Here is a 23,491-nt window from a genome sequence, read left to right as displayed (position 1 = left end):
GGTTTTCGGCCTGGGTACCTTGGTCTTCCCTCCCGCCGGGCACTCCTTCGTCGCACCCTCTGGTCAGTCCAGATCAAGGCGGCCGAAAACCCGGCGGCGACCGCAACACTATCGGCTCAGTGAACCTCGTGTGGATCGGTGTCGGCGTTTTCCGGTGCGGCGTCGCGGATGAGGCGCTCCAGCTCGGCGGGGCCCGCCAGTCGCGCGGGGGCGATGGTGCGCCCGGAGCGGATGTAATGGAATGCGGCGCCGACACGTTGGAGCATCCGGTCCTCGGTCTCGCCGGTGCGCGCGGCCATCAGGCGGGCCCAGGCGAGGCGGTAGACGGCCAGCTGCACGGCGACGGCGGGCTCGTCGGCGGGGCCGGGTTCGGCGCCGGTCTTCCAGTCGACCACGATCCAGCGGCCGCCGGGTTCGGCGAAGACGGCATCCATGCGACCGCGAATCACCGTGCCCGCGATGCTGGTTTCGAAGGGCACTTCCACGTCGACCGGATTGCGGTGCGCCCACGGTGAGCGGCGGAAGGCGGACTGCATGGCGGCGAGTTCCTGGTCGGCGCGTCCCATTTCGGTGGTGCTGTCGGCGGCGCCGGGCAGTTCGTCGAGGCCGAGCAACTGTTCGGTGCCGAACCAGGATTGCACCCAGGCGTGAAAGGCGGTGCCGCGCCGCGCCATCGGGTTCGGGGGGTACGGGAGCGGGCGGCGCAGACGGGCGGCCAGCCGGGTCGGGTCGGCGCGGAGTTCGACGAGGGCGGTGGCGGGAAGTTGTCCAGGAAGTTCCACCTGCTGTTCGGCGAGTTCGGCGGCGGTGAATTCGGCGAGGAGGGCGTCGACATCGTTGACCCAGCCCTCGGGGTCGTCGATCTCGGCCTGATCGTCGGCGGTGCTGTGGGCCACCGATGTGCCGCTGCGCAATTCGTCGAGTGCTTCGCGGACGAGGGCGGCGCCCTGTTCGATGGGATCGCGACGGTTGCCCAGTGGGTCGCGTGGCCACGGGGCGGTCGGCGGGTTGTCGGCGAACGGGTTCACCGCGTCCGGTGGTGGCTTGTCGTCCCAGCGGGCGACGGTGGCGACGCCGTAGGCCTCGCTGCCCGGGTTCTCATTCGCCTCCTTGAGCTCGAGCAGGAAATCCGACGGACCCTTCTGCGAGGTCCCCGTCTCGGGCCAGTAGTAGGCCGAAACCAGCAGGACTCGTTCGGTTCTGGTGAGCGCCACATAGAACAGGCGCCGTTCCTCGTCGAGCCGGCGGCTCTTGAGCGCGTCCTTGTGGTCGGCGATCGCGTGTTCGAGTTCGGAGCGGTCACCCACGGCGCTCAAGTCCAGGACGGGCACGCCCTCGGACGCGTCCGGCTGGGCGCGGTCGCCGCGCAGCGTGGTGGGGAGTTCGGTGAGCGCGCCGAGCCAGGTACTCAGTGCGGTGGTCGACGGGAACACCGTGGCGCTCACGTGCGGCACGGCGACGACTTCCCATTCCAGACCCTTGGCGGCGTGCACGGTGAGCACCTGCACCCGGTCGCGCGCGACCTCGACTTCGCCTGGCTCCAAACCGTTTTCGACCGATTCCGCCGCGGTGAAGAAGGCGAGCAGGCCGCTCAGCGATGCCCGGGAATCGGCCGCGTACCCGGCGACCACCTCGGCGAAGGCATCGAGGTGCTCGCGTCCGGCGCCGCCACCGGCGATCGCCCGCCTGGCCTGGGTCTCCACCCCGACGCCGATCGTCCGTTCGACATCGGCGACGAGTTCCACCAGCGGCTGCCCACTGCGTTCGCGCAGTGCGGCCAGCTCGTCGCTCAGGGCAGCGATCCGCGCGAACCCGGCCTCCGAATACTGGTCCGCCGCACCGGGGTCGGCGATGGCGTCGGCGAGACCGGCTTTCTCGGTCGGTTCGGGCGCGACCTCGCGCAACGCCGTCGCGAGTCCGGCCGCGTCGGTGATGGCGTCGGTGGCACCCGACCCGCTGCTGATGGACAGCATCTGCGCTCGCCGCGCCAGTGCGGCCAGGTCCGCCACCCCGATCCGCCACCGGGCCCCGGTGAGAATGCGGACCGCCGCGCTTCCGGTCCCCGGCTCGGCGATCAAGCGCAGAGTGGCGACGATATCGGCGACCTCCGGCGTCGCCAGCAACCCACCGAGTCCGACGATCTCCACCGGCAATCCCTGCTCGCGCAGCGCCTCTGCCAGCGGCGCCGCATCGGCATTGCGCCGGATGAGCACCGCCGAGGTGGGCGGCGGACCCTCGTTCTCCCGCGCCGTCGCCCACTCGCGCGCGATCCGCTCGGCGATCCAGTCCCGCTCCTGCGCGATGGTTTCGGTGAGCGCGAACTCGACGACCCCCGCCTGCGATTGCGGTTTGGCCCGCAACGCGTCCACGGTCGCCCCACCGGCCGCCCGCGCCACCGCCCGCAGCGGATCGGCCACCAGGTTCGCCAGCGCCAGCGCTTCGGGCGGGTTCCGCCAGCTGGTCAGCAGCGGCAACACCGGCGCGGGCACCCCTGGCGCAGCGGGGAAGTCCGTGGCGAATCGCGGCAGGTTGGCCGCCGAGGCGCCACGCCACCCGTAGATGGATTGCATCGGGTCACCCACCGCCGTCACCGCGAGCGCACGCGAGAGCGGGGCGGATTCCCCCGGCACGGTCCGACCGCTGCCATCGCGGGCCGTCGGCTCGCCTCGCGGCCGTTCGCCCCCACGCGCACCAGCGCTCGATATCCGCGCGCCAGGGTGATCGGCCGGCGACCGGGTGCCCGCGATGGCATCTTCGCGCTCATCCATCGCGAACAACGTGTCGGCTTCGCGTGTTCGAGGCGGGTGCTCCTCACCCCGGATCCGCACCGGCTCTCGCTGCCGATCTCGTTGTACCGCTTCGGCATTGCCGAACAGCGCCGACAACAGCACCCGTTGCGCGTGCCCGGTGTCCTGGTATTCGTCGAGCAGGACCAGTTTGAACCGCGCGCGTTCGGCGGCGGCGACTTCCGGATGGTCGACGGCCAATTGCGCGGCCAGCGACATCTGGGAGCCGAAATCCAGTGCGCCACGGCGGTTCAGCGCGTCGGCGAGCTGGCGAACCAGCGGGAGCAGGGCCACGCGCTCACGTTGCGCGGTCACCACGCCGACCAGTGCCTGGCTCGGTCCGCCGCGTTGCCGGGGGCCCGCGGGCAGCGTGTAGACGAGTTTCTCCAGCTCCGCGTGTGCCTCGGCCAACTGCTCCGGTTCCACCAGATGTTCGGCGAGCTGCCCGGACAGGGCGAGCACCGCCTCGGTCACCGAGACCGGCGTGCGATCGGTGTCGAGATCGCCGTCCCAGGAACGCACCACCTCGTGCGCGAGCTGCCACAACTGGGTCTGGGTGAGCAGCGCCGCCGAGGGCTCCACCGGCAACAACAGTCCGTGCGCGGTGAGCAGCCTGCCCGCGTACGAGTGGTAGGTGCTGATCTCGGGCTCGGCACCGGCGACGATCGTGCGCAACGCGCCACTGGGATCGATCTCACGCAGCAGCGGCGCACCCGCCAACCGGGCGAGCCGGGTCCGGATCCGGGAGGTCAACTGCTGGGCGGCTTTTCGGGTGAAGGTCAACCCGAGTACTTCGTCCGGAGCGACCAGCTGGTTGGCCACCATCCACACCACGCGCGCGGCCATCGTCTCGGTCTTGCCCGCGCCCGCGCCCGCGACGACCAGCGTCGGCTCCGGCGGCGCGGCGATGACCGCCGACTGCTCATCGGTCGGGGTCGGCAGGCCGAGCGCGTCGGCCAACCGTTGCGGGGTGACGCGCACACCGCTCACTCGTCGGTCACCTGCCGTCCGGTGTCCTGCACCGGGCAACTGCCCGCGACCGGGCAGTGCCTGCACCCGTCGTTGCGCACCGCCAGATAGCCGGGCCCGCGCGTCGCGTCGGCCGCGTCGTGAATGGTGGTGCGCCACTGCTCGAGGCCGTCGCCGTCGAGCGCGCTCTGTGTCCGTTCGGCCGCGCCGGTCTTGCGGTTCGGCTTGGCGACATAGACCAACCGCGCGCCACCGGGGTCGGCCACGGGGGCAGGTTCGTCGGACTCGTCCTCGTCCAGCGCCCCGTGCGCGGCGGCCACCTGGTAGGTGGCCAGCTGCGCGTGATCGGCCACCGCCTTCTCGCTGACCGGCGTCTTGCCCGTCTTCACATCGACGATGACGAAGCGCCCCTGCGCATCTCGTTCGAGCCGATCGATGCGCCCCCGAATGCGTACGGCCCGTGCGCCTTCCGTGCGCGCGGGCAGCACACAGTCCACCGGCACCTCCACCCCGGCCTGGGTGAGCTCGCCGCGCGTGGTGCGCACCCAGGCGAGGAAGGTCTCCAGCATCGTCTCGGTGCGACGTAGTTCCTGGCGCGAATGCCAGCCGTCGGCCGGGTCGACCGTTTTCCACGCCTGATCAAGCGCCGCCCGCACCTGCGCCTCGGGGACATCGCCCGCCAGCGCCTGTACGAGCGTGTGCACGAGATTGCCCTTCACGGCGTGCGGGTTGTCACCGTCGGTGCCACCGTGGCGTTCCAGCGCCCATCGCAGCGGACAGGTGCGCAGCAGTTCGACCGTCGACGGTGACAACCCGATCGGGGAATCGTCGTCGTCCCAGAGTTCGCGCTGCGAACTGAGTTCGGCGGTGCCGTACCAGTCGCCGGGGTCGGTACCTGGCACGCCCGCGTCGGCCAGCCGCGCCAGCTGCCGTGCGGCGCGGTCACGCCGTTCGGGGTCGGCACCGGGATCACACACCACCCCGCGCAGTTCGGCGACGAGCGCGTGCATCACCAGCGCCCGTCCGGGATCGGCGACCGGCAGCGCGCCGGGTTCGCCGCTGTCGTCGTCGCCGACGAGTTCGGTGAGAAACCGCGAGGGCACCAGATCCTGGTCTCCCGCAGCGGATTCGACGGCGGTCACCAGCAACGACCGCCGCGCGCGGCTGCACGCCACCAGCAGCAGCCTGCGTTCCTCGGCCAGGATCGGCGCGGCGCGGCTCACGGTCGCGCTCGGTTCGACCCCGGCGACCAGGTCGACGAGATCCTCGGTGTGCAGCAGCGTGCCCCGCGAGCGCGGGTTGGGCCAGATGCCCTCCTGCACGGCCGCGACCGCCACCACGTCCCATTCCCGGCCCGCCGCGGCGTGCGCGCTGAGCAGGGTCACCGCCTCACCCTCGGCGGTCAGCGGCCTACCCTGTTGCGCGAGTTGCTGGTGCAGCAGATATTCGACGAAGCCGTCAATACTCGCCTTGGGCAACCGGTCGACGTAAGCGGCTGCGGCATCGAACAATTCGACAGCCGCGTCGAGGTCACGGTCGGCCTGCATGCCCGGCGCCCCGCCACGTCGCGACTGCCGGAACCAGCGTCGCTCCAGCCTCGAATTCGTCCACAACGTCCACAGCACGTCTTCTAGCCCCTGCCCCCTGGCCTGGGTCTGTTTCGCCTTCGCCACCGCGCGCAACACGCGACGCAGTGGCGCCGCCTCGACCTCGGTGAGCCCGTCGAGCAGCCGTTCCTCGCCGATACCGACGATCAGGTCGCGCAGCACCTCGGCCGAGGACTGATCGACCAGCGGCACCGCAGGCGACTCCGGGCGCACGGTTTCCACGACGGTGTGCGCGGCGGGCGGGTTTTCGGCATCGAGGAGGTCGATATCGTCGGGCAGCCGTTCGGCGATGTCCCAGTCCGGTTCGGGTTCCGGGCGCAGCGGATCCTCGGGGTCCGGGGGCGGCAACCATTCGTCGTCGATCGGATCCGGTTCGGGTTCAGCGATTTCCGGCGCGGGCACAGCTTCGTCCCAGAGCAGGAACTGGTCGGCTCCATCGACCAGGGGCTCGGCGAGCGCACCCGTGCGTTCCAGGTCGAGCACGCTGCGCCGCACACCGCGCCGCAACCTCCGCAGGGCGATCTGGTCGGCCCCGCCGAGCGGCCCGGACAGCAGATCCATCGCGTCGTCCGACGAGAACATCGCATCGATCGCCCGGCGCGAACCCGGCCGCGACGCATCCCCCGCCAGCAACACCCGCAGCGCCAGCACCATCCACGCCGCCCCGCGCCGGCGTGCCAACGGCTCGGCCACCGCGGGCCTGCGCACCGGCACCCCGGCCGCCAGCAGGGCCCGCCGTAACGGCGCCAGCGACAACGGCACCGACCGCACGATCACCGCCATCGCCGACCACGGCACACCATCGGTGAGGTGCGCGCGGCGCAGATGGTCGGCGATCAGCGCCGCCTCCTTCGCCGGCGTCGACAACACCCGCACCCGCACACTCGACTCGTCGGCGGGAGGCAGATCGGCCGGGGGCGTCCACGCGTCCTCGGGCGGCGGTTCGTCCTCGGGCGGCAGGTCCTGCGGCACCGGCCACAGATCTGGTTCGGCGCTCGGACCGGCGTGGGCGAACAGATCGACGGCGCCCTCGAGTGCCGGGTCCTGGCCGACGACGGGCTGCCCCATGGGCTCGGGTGGTTCGTTCTCCTGTCCCGGCAGTACCCGGTGCCGCGCGCTCCCCGGCAACCTCGCCGCGATGCGCGCATTCGCCAAGCGGATCGGCGCGCCACTGCGATGGTTGTGACGCAGGATGATTCGCCGCTGCGCGACGGTGTCGAGGTCGGTGAGGAAGTGCGAATCCGCGCCGCGGAAGGTGAAGACGGCCTGGTCCGGGTCGCCGGTGACAACGGTGCTCGCGCTGCCGCTGCCGATGGCGCGCACGAGTGTCGCGGCCTGCGGGTCGAGGTGCTGGGCGTCGTCGACGAGCAGGTAGCGGATCCGATCCCGTTCGGCGGCGAGCAGATTCCGGTCTCCGGCCAGGGCATCGAGCGCCGCACCGACCAGTTCCGCGGCATCGAGCGCGGGCGCGGTGGCCTCCGGCGCGGCGACACCGACCGACCACCGCAGCATCGAGGCCTGTTCGTACCGCTGGAAGAAGCGCCCGGCCGCCACCCACGCGTCGTTGTCGTGCTCGCGACCGAGCGCCATCAGGTCTTCCGGGCCGAGCCCGCGCTCGGTCGCGCGCAGCATCAGGTCACGCAGTTGCTCGGCGAACCCGCCCAGTGCCAGTGCGGGCTGTAATCGCGGCGGCCACAAACCGCCCGCCCCGGCTTCGATGTCGGCGAGATCTCCGCGCAGCATCTCCCGCAGCACCGCGTCCTGTTCGGCGCCGGTGAGCAGCCGCGGCGGCGGATTGCCGTGCAGATCCGCGTGCCGGCGCAGCACCGAGAACGCGTAGGAGTGCAGCGTGCGCACCATCGGTTCCCGGCTCGCGCCCGGAATACCACCCGCGGCGGGCCCCAGCTGGTGGGTGATCGCATCCCGCAACGCCGCGGCCGCGTGCTTGGTGTGTGTGAGGACCAGCACCGACGCCGGGTCGGCACCGTCGGCGATCCGCGCGGTCACCAGGTCGACCAGCAGCGCGGTCTTGCCCGTCCCCGGCCCGCCCATCACCTGCCAGGGTCGCCACCCGGGGCGCGGCGGCGCGGGCTGGGCCTGCTCGGCGAACAGCGCGCGAACGGACGCGCCCCAGGCCCGCGGCCGGGGCGCCCGCGTTGTCCGGCGCACGAGTCGCACCGAGCTATCCGATCGCACCACATCGGCTATTGCAACAGACCAGTCCGACACACCGGCGCACCCCTACCGCGAGGGCCGTACTGCGAGACCGCGCGCGACCGGCCAGAATGGCAGTCGTGTCGTCGCTTCATGTGCACCGATTCGGCCCCGCCGACGGTCCCGCCGTCCTCGCCCTGCACGGTCTCACCGGCCATGGCAACCGGTGGGAAACCCTCGCCACCGAGCATCTGCCCCAGGCCAGGATCATCGCCCCGGACCTGCGCGGACACGGCCGCTCCACCTCGCTGCCGCCGTGGGATCTGGAAACGATCGTCGCCGATCTCGCGCAGCTGCTGCGCGCCGAGACCGACGGCCCGGTCGTCGTGGTCGGCCACTCCTTCGGCGGCGCCGCCGGTATCCATCTGGCCCGGCAGCACCCCGACCTCGTGCGGGCGCTCGTCCTGCTCGATCCCGCCATCGGCATCGACGCGAAGCTGATCGAGCAGGTCGCCCTCGCCAACCTGGCCTCCCCCGATTACACCGATCTCGCCGAAGCCCGCTCTGACAAGCAGGTCAGCGCGTGGGGAGCCGACGAGGTCGATCCCGAGGTGCTGGAACGGGAGTTGGCCGAGCACCTCGTGCCGACCGAGGGCGGCCGGGTCGGCTGGCGCATCTTCCAACCGGCGATCACCTCGTACTGGGGTCAGCTGGCGCGACCGTTCGTGTTGCCGCCCGCCGACCTGCCGACGGTGCTGGTGCGCGCCGCCAAGGTGCAGCCGCCGTATGTCACCGCGGAGTTCCTCGACGCCCTCGCCACCCACCTCGACACGTTCACCGCCGAGGTCTGGGACTGCGACCACATGGTCGCCCAGGCCCGCCCCGCCGACACGGCCGCGCTGATCGCCGCGGTGCTGTAGCCCGATGGCCGTCACGACGGAGGAACAGGTGGAGAAGGTCCGCGAACTGGTCGCCGCGATTCCGCCCGGCCGGGTCGCCACCTACGGCGATATCGCCGCCGCGGCCGGGCTGTCCTCGGCCCGCACGGTCGGCTGGATCATGCGCACCGATTCCGCCGACCTCCCGTGGCACCGTGTCATCGGCGCGTCCGGACGTCCCGCCGCCCACCTGGCCGCTCGTCAGCTCCGGCTTCTCGGCGAGGAGGGCGTGCCGATCGTCGACGGCCGGGTCGTTCTGCGGACGGCGCGTCTCTGAGCACGCCGATCGTTGCTCCGCATCCGCCACGGACTTCCCGGCGGGAGCGGCCCGCTCGGCTGCGGGGTCTCGAGCATCGGGGCCGCGCCTACTAGCATGACTTTCGTGCCGATCACCCGATTCCGAGTCAGCCGATGACCGCCGATGCGATCGTGCTCGCCGGTGGGCGAGCCAGTCGGATGGGTGGGGTCGACAAACCGGCGATCATGATCGGCGGGCGGTCGATGCTCGATGCCGCGCTGGATGCCGTGCGCGACTGCGCCGAGGTCGTCGTGGTCGGTCCGCATCGCCCCGAACTCGATGCGCGGTTCGGGCAGGTTCGTGAGGTGCCACCGGGTTCCGGCCCGGTCGCGGCGATCGGCACCGGCCTCGCCGCACTCGGCTCCACCGCGCCCTTGGTCGTCGTGCTCGCGGCCGACATGCCCTTCCTGACCGATGCGACCGTCCACGAACTGCTGCGCAGCGCAACCGAGTCCACCGCTGACGCCGTTTTCGCGATCGATGCTTCCGGTCGCCCGCAATACCTCGTCGGTGTCTGGCGACGCAGTGCGCTGGTGGCGGCACTGGCCGGACTGGATTCACTGGTGAACCAGCCCATGAAGGCCATCGTGCCCGCCGAGACCGTCCTGGTCGAGCTGCCCGACATCGCCGACTGCGACACCGAGGAAGAGGTCCGGCGCGCGCGCGAATCCTTGGCCACCGACCGCGCGTCGGACCGCCTCGATCTCACCGAAGCGCGCGAGCGTATCGGTTCCGGCCTGACACCCCTGGTCACCTACGAGGCCGCGCTGGACGAGGTCTCCGGTGCCGCGCTGGCCGCCGCGATCACCGCCGCGGGGCCTCTTCCCCGCTTCGATGTCTCGGCGATGGACGGTTACGCCGTGTGTGGCGACGGCCCGTGGCAGTTGCGCCGCGACGTCGGATTCGCGGGTGGGGCGCGGCCGGCGGGCCTGCTCCCCGGCGAGTCGGTGCGCATCGCCACCGGCGCCCACGTTCCGGACGGCACCACGTCGGTGGTGCGCGACGAATTCGCCGCGATCACCGGCGACGAGCTGGCCCGCCTGCCCGACAGCCCGATCCGCGGCGATGTCCGAAAAAGCGGTGAGGACAGGAAGATCGGCGACCTCGTGGCACCGGCGGGCACCCGGGTCACCGCCGCCCTGCGCTCGGCAGCGGCCTCAGTGGAGGTCACCACGGGCACGGTTCGCGGACCGGTGCGTGCGCGAATTGTCATGACCGGCGACGAGATTCGCAGCACCGGCCCGCTCCAGACCGGCCAGACCCGCGACTCGATCGGGCCCGTCCTGCCAGATCTGCTCGCGGGCTGCGGCGTTCGCGTCACCGACCGAGTCCATCTGCGCGACACCGCCCATGGCTTCGACGACATGCTCACCGGCACCTCGGATTTCGACCTGCTGGTCGTGGTCGGCGCCACCGGCGGCGGCGCGGCCGATCAACTCCGTACCGCCATCGCCCGAGCCGAAGCCCGCGTCCTGGTTCCCCGACTCGCCCTGCGCCCAGGCGGTTCCACCGTCGTCGCCGAACTCCCCACCGGCCAGACCGTCCTCGGCCTTCCCGGCAACCCTTTCGCCGCCATCGCCGTCCTCCTCGCCCTCACCCCCGCGATCGTCGCCGCCCGCACCGGCTCCCCCCTCCCCCGAAGAATCCTCGGCTCGCTCCACAACGCCGCCGACATCACCGCCCCGGTCCAGCGCATCACCCCCGCCCGCTACGCCCCCGACGGCGGCTGGCTCGGCGACCCCACCGTCCGCACCGCCCACCTCGCCGGCCTGATCGACCGCGACGGCCTGGTCATCGTCCCCCCGAATGCCACCGACGGCTCGATCGTCGAATTCATCCCGCTCCCCTCCTGACCGCGACTCCTGACAATGGCCGAGGTCGAATCTCGCGCACTCGCCGCAATTCTCGCATTGTCACAGAACGGCGAAGTCCGGATTAATTGGCCGGAGCACGCCCGCACATGCTTGACACGCCGCATTCACACAGGTCAGAAACCTATTTTTGCCGCAGGTCTATCCTCGCGCCGTAATGGTGCTTATTGTTGGACGGGTCAGGCGTGGGACGCCCCGCACGCGAGGTGGATTGCGTCGGACAGTGCGTTGAAGGCTTAATCACTTATCCCTCGGAAAGGACCGTGTGGAGATGGCTGACAAGTCTAAAAAAGCACCGAAGAAAATGCCCAAGCAGATGCCGCGCCAGCAGCAGGAGCAGCGGCAGGAGCAGGGGCAGGACTCGCAAGGGATGACGCGAGCAGGCCAGGACGATCGGCGTGAACAGCGCCGCCCCGGCCATCACTGAAATACGTGAGTCGACGAGCCGCCGGTATCGCTACCGGCGGCTCGTCCACGTCATGCCCCGATGCTCAGTAGCGCGCCTGCCCCGGATCCGTCCCGCCCACGCCGAGCCGTCGACGGATCGGGAACGGGTACCGCGTCGACCAGGCGGCGGGTGTACTCCTGAGCCGGTGCGGCGAATACCGCGCGCGCCTCGCCGGTTTCGACGATCCGGCCCTGCCGCAGCACCACAACCCGGTCGGCGACCTGGTGCACCACGGCCAGATCGTGACTGATGAACAAGCTGGCGAAGCCGTACTCGGCACGGAGGTCGGCGAAGAGGTCGAGCACCTGCGCCTGCACCGACACATCGAGCGCGCTGGTCGGCTCATCGGCCACCAGCAGGCGCGGCGCCAAGGCCAGCGCGCGAGCCAGCGCCACCCGCTGACGCTGCCCGCCGGACAACTCCCCCGGCCTGCGCTGCGCGTAATTCCTCGGTAGTCGCACCGATTCGAGCAGGTTCTCGACCTTGGCCTGCAACAGAGTCCCCGATGCGGCCCGATGCACCTGCAACGGTTCGCCGATCGAGTCGGCGACAGTGCGTCGCGGATCGAGGGAGGCACTCACATCCTGATGCACCAGCGCGACATGCTTGCGCAGTCCACGCAGTTCGCGCCGCGACAATCCGGCCAACGGAACACCCTGCAGCTCAACCCGTCCCGAGGTAGCAGGGACGAGCCCGAGCGCAGTGCGCCCCAGCGTGCTCTTGCCCGACCCGGACTCACCGACCAGCCCGAGGACTTCACGGGGCCCGAGAGTGATCGAAATATCCTGTAGCGCGGGGAAAGACGCACCGCCGTGGCGGCCCGGGTACACCACCGACAGGTCGTCGATCCGGAGCACGTCGCGGTATTCGGATTCCCCTCGCCCGCCACCCTTTTCCGCTACGACGGCAGGCCCACGCACGACGACCCGCCGCAGGATCCGGCGAACACCGCGTTCCGAAGGTTCTGCCGTGGCGTTGTCATCCGGTTCGTCCGCGAGAGCCTCCGTCTCGGGGTCGACGCGATCGGACGCGTCGACCCCATCGGCAACCTCACCAGCTTCGCCGTTGTCCGCGGCCGCACGCCGAACCGTCGACCGACCGTCACCCATCGCACCGGCACCGGCATCGGCATCGGCATCGGCATCGGCATCGGCATCGGCATCGGCTGCAGCCTCGCTGACCTCGGCATTCCCTGCGGCAACCCGATTCTCACCATCCACATCGGCTACAGGTTCCGGATCTCCATCCCGCGACGACACCGCGGGCAACCGCGGCACCGCCGCCAGCAGCGTCCGCGTGTAGTCCTCGCCCGGTTCGGCGAACAACCCGAACACCGTCTGCTCTTCGACCACCCGCCCCTCGCGCATCACCACGACCCGGTCGGCGATCTCCGCGACCACCCCGAGGTTGTGGGTGATGAACAGGATCGCCGTCCCGCGCTGACGTTGCAGGGTGCGCAGCAGTGCGAGGATCTCGGCCTGCACGGTGACATCGAGTGCGGTGGTCGGTTCGTCGGCGATGAGCAGTGCGGGCTGCCCGGACAGGGCGAGCGCGATGACCACGCGCTGTTTCTGCCCGCCGGAGAGCTGATGCGGGTACCAGTCGAGGCGCTTGTCCGGCTCCGGAATGTCCACGGCCGTCAGCAGTTCGATCGCGCGGGTTCGCGCGGCGGCCTTGTCGGTCACGCCGTGCGCGCGCAGCGCCTGCGCGATCTGAGTGCCGATCTTCTGCACCGGGTTCAGCGCGGTCTGCGGTTCCTGAAAGACCATGGCGGCCTTGGTTCCCCGCAGGTCCCGCAACACCGATTCGGCGGCCCCGACGACCTGTGTGCCCGCGAGCCGGATCGACCCGCCTGCCCGCGCGGTCTCCGGCAGCAGCCCGAGCACCGATCGCGCGGTGAGCGACTTGCCCGAGCCGGACTCCCCGACGAGGGCGACGACTTCACCCCGGCGAACCCGCAAGCTCACCCGGTCGACGACCGTCCGGTCGCCGAAACTCACCGTCAACTCGTCGATGTCGAGCACGGGTTCGAGCTGGTCGGATGGTGTGCTCATGCCAATCTCCTTGCCCGGCCCAATGCTTGGGCGATCAACAGGAATCCCAGGGTCAACGCGGCCACCACGATCAGCGGACCGATCGCGATCCACGGGTTGGCGTCGAGGTTGGCGATCGAGCCTGCGATCAGCGAACCCAGCGACGGCTGCGGCGGCAGCACACCGATCCCGATGAAACTCATCGCGCCTTCGATGAACACCGCCACCGACAGCGACAGCGCGAATTGCACGCCGAGCGGTTCGATCACATTGGGCAGCACATGCTTTCGCAGGGTCCACCAGGTGTCGGCGCCGATCACCTCCGAGGCTTCCACGAACGGTTGTTCGCGCACGGCCAGTACCGCCGTGCGGATCTGCCTGCCGAAGATCGGGATCTCGGCGGCGATGATCACGATGACCACCGCGTGCCAGCCGGGCCCGGTGATCGCGGCGAGCGTGATCCCCAAGATCAGGGTGGGGAAGGCCAGGATCAGATCGAACACCCGCTGGACGGTCACGTCCGCGATCGGGTGGACGGTGGCGGCCAGTCCGACCAGCGCACCGACCAGGGCGCCGATCGGCACGGCGAGCAGCGCGATCAGCAGGTCGATCCGGATACCGGCCAGCACCCTGGCGGCCACGTCACGGTTGAGGTGGTCGGTGCCGAGCCAGTGCTGCGCGCTGGGGCCGAGCAGGTTGGCGCCGGGGATCTGGGTGAGCGGATCGTAGGAGCTGAGCAGCCCGGCGAACACCCCGGCCAGTGCCACCACGGCTACCAGCAGTACCCCGGCCAGTCCCTGCCCACGGCGCAGCGCGCGCAAGGGTCCCTCGTGCCGTGGTGATTCGTCCACAGCCACAGTGGTTTTCGTGACGGTCACGAGCGTCCTCCGATGCGAATCCGCGGGTCCAGCCACGCGTGCGCGACATCGGTGATCAGCTGGATCACCACGAACACCGCCACCGACAGCAGCAACAGCACCTGCACGAGCGGATAGTCGCGACGACTGATCCCCTGCTCGATGAGCTGCCCGATCCCCGGCCACACGAAGGCCGCCTCCACCAGCACCGCACCGCCGAGCAGCTGCCCGGTCTGGATGCCGAGCACGGTGAGCATGGTCGGCAGCGCGTTGCGCAGTGCGCCACGGGTGACGATCTCGCGATATCCGACGCCGAGTGAACGTGCCGTCAGCACATACTGTTTCGCGAGTTCGGTGCGCAGCGCTTCGGTGAGGAAGCGGGTGAGCGCCGCCGAGACCGGCAGCGCCAGGCAGATCGCGGGCAGCAGCAGGTACTGCACGGCGATATCGGGCCGGGCGATGAAGCCGTCCGGCGGCACTCCGCCGGCGGGCAACACCGGAATCGCGACGGCGAACACCAGCACCAGCAGCGGCCCCACCACGAACGTCGGCAGCGCCACCGCGATCGTATTGGCCGCGGCGACAACAGTATTGAGCCAGCGGCTCGGCCACAGCACCGACGCCACCGACACGACCAGACTCACCAGCACGGCCAGCAGCAGTGCGGTCACCGTGAGCACCAGCGTGTTGGTGAGCCCGCGGCCGACCAGGTCGGTGATCTCGCCGCCGATGATGTAGGAGCGACCGAGATCGAGGGTGAACACGTCGCCGAGCCACTGCAGATACTGCACCGGGATCGATCGGTCGAGGCCGAGCTGGTGGCGGATCACCTCGATGGTCTGCGGTGTCGCGTCGTTGCCCGCCAGGATGGTGGCGGGGTCACCCGGAACCAGCCGCAGCAGCAGGAAGATCAGCACCGAGGCCCCGAACAGCACCAGCAGCGCCGAGGGGAGCCGGTGCAGCAGGTAGCGCGTCATGACAGGAAGGTGTCGGTGAGGACGGGCTCGCGCCGCTTGGTCCAGGCGAAACCGTGCACCTTGTTGACGGTGGAGTACTGCTGGAAACGCACGCCGATTTCGATCAGGAAAAGCCCTTCGAGCAGCTGGTCGGTGACGGCCTGGTAGGCGCGGACCGCTTCGGGCCCGGTGCCCTGTGCCAACTGCCAGGCGGTGTCGGCGGCCGCGGTGTAGGCGGGCGATTCGTAGCGTGAGGCATTGCGGCGGGCGTTGAACGGGTAGGCGCTCACCGTGAGAGTCGACGGGACGAACTGGGCCCACGAATGGTCGGTGACCCACAGACCACGGAACTGCTGGCCGGTGAGCTGCTTGACGAAGGTGGCGGCGTCGACCGGGTCGAGGTCGACCTCGATGCCCACGTCGGCGAGGTTGGCCTGCACGATCTGGGCGACCTCGCCGTAACCGGGGGCGAAGGTCAGCGGCAGCTTCGGCGGCCTCGCCGACTGGTCGAGGAGCTGTTTGGCCTTGCCGATGTCACGGTTGTACTTGGTGTTGCGGGATTCGTCGAAGGCGGGCGAGTTCTTGGGCCACGGCACGTTCAGCGGATATCCCGCGCCCCGGAACACCTCGTTGATGATCCGTTCGCGGTCGAGGGAGTAGGCGATGGCCTGGCGCACCCGGACATCGGCCAGCGCGGGTTCGGTCACATTGACGCCGACATAGGCTTGCAGCTCGGCGCCTTCGAGGTCGTGCACCGTGAATCCGCCGCTCTTGCCCAGGTTTTCGGCATCGCGGTAGCCGAGTTCGCGCGCCGCGGCGATCTGACCGGACTTCAACGCGTTCAGCAGCGCGTTCGGGTCGGGGATGATCGAGACCTCGACCCGGTCGAGGTACGGGCGCTCGGGCACCCAGTAGTTCGGGTTCTTCTCGAAGATCAACTGCGAGTTCGGCACGCGCTGGACATATTTGAAGGGACCGGTGCCGATATAGGTGTCGCCGGTGCCGAGCTTGTCGGCGGTTTCGCTGTCCAGGATCGGCACGGTGTCGAGCAGGTCGTAGATGTTGCTCAGTGGATGGGCGAGCTGCAACACGATCCGCGTCGGCGAGACGATGTCGAACCCGGTGACGGCGGCGGCCGAACTACGCAGCTGCGCCGACCATTTGGCGTCGGCGTAGGTGCGCAGCGAGAACTCCACGTCCTTGGCGGTGAAGGGACGCCCGGAATGGAACTTCACGTCGTCGCGCAGGTCCAGGCTCAGCGAACGGCCGTCGGCGGCGAGCTGCCACGACGTGGCCAGTAATGGTTGCGGTTCCAGCTTGTCGTTCGGGTAGCGGATCAGCGACTCGTACACCAAGCCGATCACGACCGGGGTCGCGGCGGTGTTGGTGAGCAGGTTCGCCGGCACCAGGTCCTCACGGATGCCGACCTTCAGGGTGCCGCCACGCACCGGTGTCGCGCCGTCCCCGCCCGCTTTCTGTTCCGAGACCGCCGAGGTGCAGGCCGCCAGCGCGGCACCGCCGAAGATGGCCGCGGCGGCGATGCCGCTGGTGCGCAGAAAGTTTCGGCGGCCGAAGCCACTGGGCGTTGAACTCATCGTGAAGATCCTCGAAGACGCATCGACCCGCGCGGCGGGCCGAGGAGGGTGCACAGCACACCGCGGGAAAGGGAACACATCGGATCGGCCGCGAACGTCGTGGGCGTTCGTCAGCCGCGCAGGACGCGACACGAACAGCAGCAGGGTGGCTGATTCGTGGGCACGGCAGTGACGCTAACAAGTTGCGGCGGACCGGTCACCGATTCCACGCACACTGCACATAACCCTGGTGACCAGCGAATACGTCGCCTTTACTGCCAGAATGCCTGTTCCACCCCATGCTCGCGGTTACGCATCCTTCGGCGGCTCGGCCGGTCGTACGTCCGCGGAGTCGACCCCCGATTGGACGTATCCCCCCACCGCGCCCGCCGGCGCGCCGAACATCATCGTCGTGCTCGTGGACGACATGGGTTACAGCGATATCGGCCCGTTCGGTTCCGAGATCGAGACGCCGACCCTGGACCGGCTCGCGGCCCGGGGTGTTCGACTCTCGAACTACCACACCACGCCACTGTGCTCGCCCTCACGCGCGGCGCTGCTGACCGGAATCAACAGCCACCGAGCGGGTTTCGGCTTCGTGGCCAACGCCGACCCCGGCTACCCCGGCCTGCGCCTGGAACTGGCCGACGATGTGCTCACACTCCCGGAGATCCTGCGCGGCAACGGCTACGCCACCTACGCGGTGGGCAAATGGCATCTGGTGCGCGACGCCACGATGAACCCGTCGGCGCATCGGGACTCCTGGCCGACCCAGCGCGGATTCGACCGCTACTACGGGTCTTTGGAGGGTCTGAACTCTTTCTACTATCCCAACCAGCTGGTCTCGGACAGCTCGGTGGTCGACGTGGAGGAGTACCCGCAGGGCTATTACCTCACCGATGATCTCACCGACAAGGCGCTGTCCTACATCAAGGATCTGCGCGCGCACGATGCGGAGAAACCGTTCTTCCTGTACTTCGCGCACGTGGCGATGCACGGGCCGTTGCAGGCCAAGGCCGAGGATCAGGCCAAGTATCGGGGTCGCTACGACCAGGGCTGGGACGAACTGCGCAGGCGACGCTTCGCCGAACAGCTGGCCCAGGGCTTGTTCCCGCCGGGCACCGAGCAGAAGCCGCGCAACACCGAGCCGGGTTACGAAGCGGCGGAGTGGGATTCGCTGTCGGCCGACGAGCAGCGGCGCTACGCCAAGTACATGGAGGTGTACGCGGGCATGGTCGACAGCATCGACCAGAGCCTGGGTCGGATCGTCGACCTGCTCGACGATCTCGGCGAACTGGACAACACCATCATCGTGTTCACCTCCGACAACGGCGGCACCGCCGAGGGCGGACCGGAGGGCACGCGCTCCTATTTCGCCGAGTTCGCCCACGTCGACGATCCCGACTGGGTGGGCGATGTCCCGCACGACGAGGACCTGATCGGCACCGCGAAGCTGGGCGTGCACTACCCGCGCGGCTGGGGTCAGGCGTCCAACACGCCGTTCCGGTTCTACAAGGGCCAGACCTTCGCCGGTGGCGTGCGAGTGCCACTGGTGGTGTCGTGGCCGAAGGGGTTGCCGCGCACCGGCACCGATTCCGGTATCCGCCACGAATACGCCTACGTCACCGATCTCGCGCCGACCCTGCTCGACCTGGCGGGCCTGGACCGCCCTTCTGTGCGTAACGGGCTGCCCGCCAAGGACTTCGACGGAATCTCCGCGGCCGAGCTGCTGCGCGATCCGGCAGCCCCGACGCGCCACACCGAGCAGTACTCGGAGATGACCGGTCATCGTGGCTTCTACCGCGACGGCTGGAAGCTGCTGTCGCTGCACGAGGCCGACGCCGACATCGATGCGCCGAACTGGCAACTGTTCGACGTGCGCGCCGATCCCACAGAGCTGCACGATCTTTCGGCGCAGTACCCGGACAAGGCCGCCGAACTCGCCACCGCATGGGACGAGTCGGCCTGGGCCAACACAGTCTTTCCACTGCTGACGCGCGCCGACCTGTTCCGCCGCCGCCCCGAGGAAGCCCGGTTCGCCGCGCCGGTCCGCCTCCTCCCTGGCACCCCCACCCTCGAGCGCTACCGCTCCCAGCGCCTCATCGCCTACCGCGACTTCACCATCACCGCCGACCTGACGGGGACCCGACCGCCCGCCGCCGCGACGGCGCCCACGACATCGCGGGCTTCGGACGCAGCGCCCGATGTCGCGGAGCGGGCCGAGGGGGCCGGATTCCGGCTCGGTGACGAGGGCGTACTCGTGGCGCACGGTGACCCGCTCGGCGGGTACCTGCTCTACATCGAGGACGGCGAAGTAGTGCTCGGCGTGAACAGCTATGGGCGGTACGCGTCGGTGGGCGTGCCGCTGCCCATCGGGACGCGCGAGATCACCGTACGAGCCACCATCGAGCCGCGTCTGCGCTGGGACTTCACCATCCAGGTCGACGGCACGCCGCTCGCGGAACTCACCGATCAGGTGCAACTGGTCGGCATGGCGCCGTGGACCGGGATCTCCGTCGGCGTCGACGCGCGCGGTCCGGTCTCGTGGGATCTGCGCGAGCGCCGCGGACCGTTCCGCTATACCGGGAGCCTGCGCGCGATCACCTACACGCCCGGCCCCGTGCAGGTCCCGCAGCGCACGATCGACGCGGTGGAGCGCGAGGCCGAGTACGCCGCGGAGTAACGGACCGCCGCCCATTCGACGGGCACCGCTGCGCGCGGGCCCCGAGGATCGAGTCGCGACCAGGTCGGATACCGTTTATCAGCCAGAATCGCCACGCAGACAGGACGCCGGAGATGGACGACAGTTCCCTGATCTGGGACGACGGTGCGCTCGTCACCGTCGACCAGCGCGGACTGCCGCACGAGGTGCGGCAACTGCGCCTGCGCACCGTCGACGAGATCATCGAGGCGATCACCACCCTCGCCATTCGCGGCGCTCCGGCGATCGGGATCGCGGGCGCGTTCGGCGTGGTCATCGCCACCAGGGCGCACACTCACGGCGGCTCGGTGGACTCGCCGAGTCACTCGCCCGGCGAGGCAGGTGGTCGCGCCGGTGACGTGGTCGACGTGGCGGCTGTGCAGGCCGAGGCCGACCGGATCGCCGCGGCCCGGCCGACCGCTGTCAACCTGGCGTGGGCGGTCGACCGGGTGCGAGCCCGGATCGCCGAGGGCGCCGACGCGGTGCTGGCCGAGACTCTCGACATGCTCGCCGAGGACGGGCGGGTCAACCTGGCCGCCGCCACCCACGCCGCCGATCTGGTGCAACGCCTGTGCGGTGGGCAGCCGCTGCGCTTGCTCACCCACTGCAATACCGGGCGCCTGGCCACCAGCGCGGTGGGGACCGCGATCGGCGCCTTGCGGGTGCTGCACGAGCGCGGCGCCGTCGCGGACGTGATCGTCGACGAGACCCGCCCGCTGCTGCAGGGCGCGCGGCTCACCGCGTGGGAACTGGCCGAGGCGGGCATTCCACATCGCCTGACCATCGACTCCGCCGCCGCCTGGGCGATGGCGACCGGTCAGGTCGACGCCGTGCTGGTCGGCGCGGACCGGATCACCGCCAACGGCGACGTCGCCAACAAGATCGGCACCTTCACTCTGGCGCTGGCCGCCCGCCACCACCGCATTCCGTTCATCGTGGTCGCGCCGGAGTCCACCCGCGACACCGCGATGGCGACCGGCGCGCAGATCGTGGTGGAACAGCGGGCCGCGGCCGAAGTCACCGGATTCGGTGGCGTCGCCACCGCACCGACGGACACCGCGGTATTCAACCCCGCCTTCGATGTGACACCCACCGACCTCGTCACCGCCGTGGTCACGGAAAACGGTGTGGTCTACCGCAATTCGGATTCCTTCGACGCGCAGGGCCGGGCGACCGCCACGGACGGACCCGGCAGCGGATCGCGGACCGCCGGACGCGACGATCCGTCGGACGCCGGGAGCACCGTGGCTTTCACCGAACAAGGCCGGGCGATCGCCGGCACCGCGCGTCAGCTCTATGGCCGGGGGTGGATGCCGGGTACGGCCGGCAACATCTCGGTGCGGATCGAGGCGCCCACGTCACCATCGGGGCCCGTGACGGCCGGCGCTGCCCTCGACAGCCTCGGCACATGGCCCGCGTTGCTCATCACCGCCAGCGGATTGTCCAAAGGTGAACTGAGCGCCGACGATTGCGTGCTCGTCGGGATCTCGGACACCACCGCGCATTCGGGCCAGAGCCGGAAACCGTCCGCGGAGACCAGCATTCACACCGCCGTGTACCGCACCCGCCCCGCAGGCGCGGTCGTGCACGTGCATTCCCCTTTCGCCACCGCACTGGCAACCACTGCCGCGCGACCCGGCGAGACGGTGACCCCGTTGCGGATCAGCGGTTTCGAGCTGCTCAAGGGGTTCGGCCTCGCGGACCCGTCGACTGTGGTGGTCCCGGTGTTCGCGAACTGGCCCGATGTAGCACGGATCGGCGCCGATATCGAGCTCCACCTCCGCGAAAACCCCTCTGCACCACCGATTCTGTTCATCACCGGGCACGGGATCACCACCTGGGGTGACACTCTTGCCCAGGCGCGCGATCGCGCCGAATGCCTGGAAGCCCTGTGCGAGTTGATCGCCCGCACCGGACGAACCGACGCCACGCCCCTCGAGATCGGACCGACATGACCCTGCTGCAAGTGATGGCCGCCGACAACGCCGCCGACGTCCGGGTGCGCACCACCGACCCCACCGAGATCGGCGCCGAGCTGGCTCAGCACGGCATCGCGTACTCGCACTGGGAGGTGCTCGCCGACGCCGCCGCCACGGACTCCGACACCCTGCTCACCCACTACGGCCCGCAGATCGCCGAACTCAACGCCTCGGGCCGCTACCAGCACATCGATGTCGCCCGCATCCACCCGGACGCCGACAACCCGGAGTGGCCTGCCACGGCCGCCGGTGCGCGCGCGAAGTTCCTCGACGAGCACCGCCACGCCGAGGACGAGGTGCGCTTCTTCGCCGCGGGCCGTGGCTGCTTCTACCTGCACGTGGGCGACGCGGTGCTCGCGACTGTCTGCGAAGCGGGCGACCTGCTCTCGGTCCCCGCGGGCACGCTGCACTGGTTCGACATGGGCACCACCCCCGACTTCATCGCCCTGCGCTTCTTCGAGGAGGCCGACGGCTGGGTGGGCGACTTCACCGGCGACAAGATCAGCGCGGGCTTCCCGACGCTCGACGAACTGCTCGCGTGACCCGCGCGATCGTCCTCGACATCGAGGGCACCACCAGCCCCACCGACGCGGTCCGCACCGACCTCTACGGCTACACCTCCGCTCACCTGCCCGCCTGGCTGTCCGAGAACACCGATGGCACAGCCGAATCGGTGCTCACCGCGACCCGCGAGCTCGCCGGTGAACCCGATGCGGGGCCCGACCGCGTCGCCGAGATCCTGCGCGGCTGGCTGGAATCCGATGTCAAAGCCGAGCCGCTCAAGACAGCACAGGGCGCGATCTGCGCCCAGGGCTTCCGCGCGGGCGCACTGCGCGGCCGCTTCTTCGGCGATGTGGCACCCGCCTTGAAAGCATGGCACGCCAACGGCTGCCAGCTCTTCGTCTACTCCTCGGGATCCGAACGCAACCAACGCGATTGGTTCACCTTCGCCGACGCGGGCGATCTGTCCGGCCTCATCACCGACCACTTCGACCTGGTGACCGCGGGCCCCAAACGCGCACCCGCCTCCTACGAATCCATCGCCGACCGCATCGGGGTCCCCCCACAGGACATTCTGTTCCTCTCCGACCACCCGGACGAACTCGACGCCGCCGTCGCCGCGGGCTGGCGAGTCGTCGGCGTACACCGCCCCGACGAGCCCAACCCCGCACGCCCACCCCACCGCTGGGTGAGTTCCTTCGCTGACATAGATCCACAGCTACCGACCGACTAGTCGGCGTACACGGTGCGCTGCCGGCACTTGTTCCCGCCGGAAATCTGGCACCGCCTACGCGAGCTCGGCGTCACCGTCGTCGAGCGCTGACTCAGCCGACCTGAGCTCGAAGCGCCCCTAACGACCCCCGCTGCACCGCCCCGAACACCCGTCGTGCGTGGACCGCGACCGGGCTGGTCGACCATGGTGCCAGCGTGGTGGTGAACATCAGTTCGCACCAGGACAGGGCGGGGATCTCGCCGGCGGCGAGGGTGGCGATGAGGGAGAGTTCGGTGTCGTGGCCGAGCCAGGCCGCGACCAGCCAGGAGGCATCGAGGCGGCCGAGGAATTCCTCGGCGTCCTCGGGCGGGCCATGGGGGGTGTCGACGGCGAGGTGGACGACGGCGGCGATGGCGTGGCGCATCTTGGCATCCATGCCGATAGCGTCGTGCAGCAGCAGACTTTCCAGTGCCGAGCGCAGTTCCATCGAGGGATCGAGTGCTAGTTCGTGCATGACGAGCCTTTCCTGTGGTTCGGTCTGCTGGTCGAGGCCGCCGGTGATCGCCCGAAGTGCCGGAATCGTCTGTGGCGTTTCCGGATCGACCAAACCGGTCAACGGCCCCGACGACCAGTCGAGCCTGCCGAACGCCTGGCACCAGTCCAGTGCCGGATTGTCGTCGGTGACAACCAGATCCAGTGCGAGCCCGGCCATCGACGCGGTGCAGGCCAGGGTGATGGCGTCGAGCCCCTCTTCGCTGACCGCCAGGTGCAACGTCACCTTCTCGACCCCGGTGTCCTCGCGTGCTCGCCCCGCGAGCCAGATCGCGCGGCCCGCGGCCCCCATCGTGGCCGCTAGTTGGTCGCCGCGCGGATGGTCGGCGTCGGCGTCGATGAACGGGCCGTACCAGATCGCCCTGCCCTCCGCATCGCAGACCGCGAATGTCGCCGAGACACTGTCGCCCGCGGCGGCCAGACTTATATGAGCGTCCAGCCCCTGCTCCGTCACCCTCATCAAAATCCCCATTTTCCGATTCGAGCCGAATATCGGTACGCCCCCTATCCAATCGGCCATGAACACACATGTCCACAGGGCGCGCACAAATATTT

General features: G+C 69.8%; 15 protein-coding genes. 8 read left to right on the top strand and 7 right to left on the bottom strand.

Going from position 1 to position 23,491, the window contains the following annotated elements; genetic code table 11:
* Positions 1 to 116 precede the first annotated feature (116 nt).
* The gene (locus tag ACWFRF_RS16305; protein ID WP_452450687.1) at positions 117 to 3,776 is read right to left on the bottom strand and encodes an ATP-dependent helicase; all 3,660 of its coding nucleotides are present in this window, start codon (positions 3,774 to 3,776) and stop codon (positions 117 to 119) included.
* Positions 3,773 to 7,558: an ATP-dependent helicase gene (locus ACWFRF_RS16300; protein WP_452450980.1), complete on the bottom strand. Its 3,786-nt coding sequence runs from the start codon at positions 7,556 to 7,558 to the stop codon at positions 3,773 to 3,775. Before ACWFRF_RS16300 ends, ACWFRF_RS16305 begins: the two co-directional genes overlap by 4 nt.
* A gap of 89 nt (positions 7,559 to 7,647) precedes the next feature.
* On the opposite strand from ACWFRF_RS16300, the gene ACWFRF_RS16295 reads away from it, so the two are divergent.
* The 4 genes from ACWFRF_RS16295 to ACWFRF_RS16280 all read left to right on the top strand — a co-directional run bounded on the left by ACWFRF_RS16295 (position 7,648) and on the right by ACWFRF_RS16280 (position 11,050).
* Positions 7,648 to 8,436: an alpha/beta fold hydrolase gene (locus ACWFRF_RS16295; RefSeq protein WP_452450685.1), complete on the top strand. Its 789-nt coding sequence runs from the start codon at positions 7,648 to 7,650 to the stop codon at positions 8,434 to 8,436.
* A 4-nt stretch (positions 8,437 to 8,440) separates the two neighbouring features.
* Complete coding sequence (locus ACWFRF_RS16290; protein WP_378632834.1) at positions 8,441 to 8,731, top strand: MGMT family protein; 291 nt, start codon at positions 8,441 to 8,443, stop codon at positions 8,729 to 8,731.
* A 134-nt stretch (positions 8,732 to 8,865) separates the two neighbouring features.
* The gene (locus tag ACWFRF_RS16285; RefSeq protein WP_452450682.1) at positions 8,866 to 10,605 is read left to right on the top strand and encodes an NTP transferase domain-containing protein; all 1,740 of its coding nucleotides are present in this window, start codon (positions 8,866 to 8,868) and stop codon (positions 10,603 to 10,605) included.
* Between the two features lie 289 nt (positions 10,606 to 10,894).
* Complete coding sequence (locus ACWFRF_RS16280; RefSeq protein ID WP_156677410.1) at positions 10,895 to 11,050, top strand: hypothetical protein; 156 nt, start codon at positions 10,895 to 10,897, stop codon at positions 11,048 to 11,050.
* Positions 11,051 to 11,100: 50 nt separating this feature from the next.
* Here the strand turns inward: ACWFRF_RS16280 and ACWFRF_RS16275 are convergent, their stop codons facing one another.
* Genes ACWFRF_RS16275 through ACWFRF_RS16260 form a run of 4 tightly spaced genes read right to left on the bottom strand, consistent with a single transcriptional unit; the run spans position 11,101 to position 16,512 of the window.
* Positions 11,101 to 13,125 (bottom strand): dipeptide ABC transporter ATP-binding protein, encoded by a 2,025-nt coding sequence (locus ACWFRF_RS16275; RefSeq protein WP_452450680.1) that lies wholly within the window; start codon positions 13,123 to 13,125, stop codon positions 11,101 to 11,103.
* The gene (locus ACWFRF_RS16270; RefSeq protein ID WP_378991320.1) at positions 13,122 to 13,982 is read right to left on the bottom strand and encodes an ABC transporter permease; all 861 of its coding nucleotides are present in this window, start codon (positions 13,980 to 13,982) and stop codon (positions 13,122 to 13,124) included. The genes ACWFRF_RS16275 and ACWFRF_RS16270 overlap by 4 nt, the downstream gene beginning before the upstream one ends.
* Positions 13,979 to 14,938, bottom strand: a complete 960-nt coding sequence (locus tag ACWFRF_RS16265; protein ID WP_378991318.1) for an ABC transporter permease — start codon at positions 14,936 to 14,938, stop codon at positions 13,979 to 13,981. Before ACWFRF_RS16265 ends, ACWFRF_RS16270 begins: the two co-directional genes overlap by 4 nt.
* Positions 14,935 to 16,512, bottom strand: a complete 1,578-nt coding sequence (locus ACWFRF_RS16260; RefSeq protein WP_387447077.1) for an ABC transporter substrate-binding protein — start codon at positions 16,510 to 16,512, stop codon at positions 14,935 to 14,937. Before ACWFRF_RS16260 ends, ACWFRF_RS16265 begins: the two co-directional genes overlap by 4 nt.
* A gap of 262 nt (positions 16,513 to 16,774) precedes the next feature.
* On the opposite strand from ACWFRF_RS16260, the gene ACWFRF_RS16255 reads away from it, so the two are divergent.
* The 4 genes from ACWFRF_RS16255 to mtnC all read left to right on the top strand — a co-directional run bounded on the left by ACWFRF_RS16255 (position 16,775) and on the right by mtnC (position 22,405).
* Complete coding sequence (locus tag ACWFRF_RS16255; protein WP_452450677.1) at positions 16,775 to 19,174, top strand: arylsulfatase; 2,400 nt, start codon at positions 16,775 to 16,777, stop codon at positions 19,172 to 19,174.
* Between the two features lie 113 nt (positions 19,175 to 19,287).
* Positions 19,288 to 21,147 (top strand): S-methyl-5-thioribose-1-phosphate isomerase, encoded by a 1,860-nt coding sequence (gene mtnA / locus ACWFRF_RS16250; RefSeq protein ID WP_452450675.1) that lies wholly within the window; start codon positions 19,288 to 19,290, stop codon positions 21,145 to 21,147.
* Entirely contained in the window at positions 21,144 to 21,713 is a 570-nt protein-coding gene (locus tag ACWFRF_RS16245) for a 1,2-dihydroxy-3-keto-5-methylthiopentene dioxygenase (RefSeq protein WP_379314474.1), read from the top strand. The genes mtnA and ACWFRF_RS16245 overlap by 4 nt, the downstream gene beginning before the upstream one ends.
* Entirely contained in the window at positions 21,710 to 22,405 is a 696-nt protein-coding gene (gene mtnC, locus ACWFRF_RS16240; protein ID WP_452450673.1) for an acireductone synthase, read from the top strand. The genes ACWFRF_RS16245 and mtnC overlap by 4 nt, the downstream gene beginning before the upstream one ends.
* Positions 22,406 to 22,496: 91 nt before the next feature.
* Here the strand turns inward: mtnC and ACWFRF_RS16235 are convergent, their stop codons facing one another.
* The gene (locus ACWFRF_RS16235; RefSeq protein WP_452450672.1) at positions 22,497 to 23,396 is read right to left on the bottom strand and encodes a hypothetical protein; all 900 of its coding nucleotides are present in this window, start codon (positions 23,394 to 23,396) and stop codon (positions 22,497 to 22,499) included.
* Positions 23,397 to 23,491 lie beyond the last annotated feature (95 nt).

It is taken from the genome of Nocardia sp. NPDC055165 (genome assembly GCF_053606985.1).
Note: the sequence above shows the minus strand (reverse complement) of the source record. Positions and strands in the feature narration are given on the sequence as shown.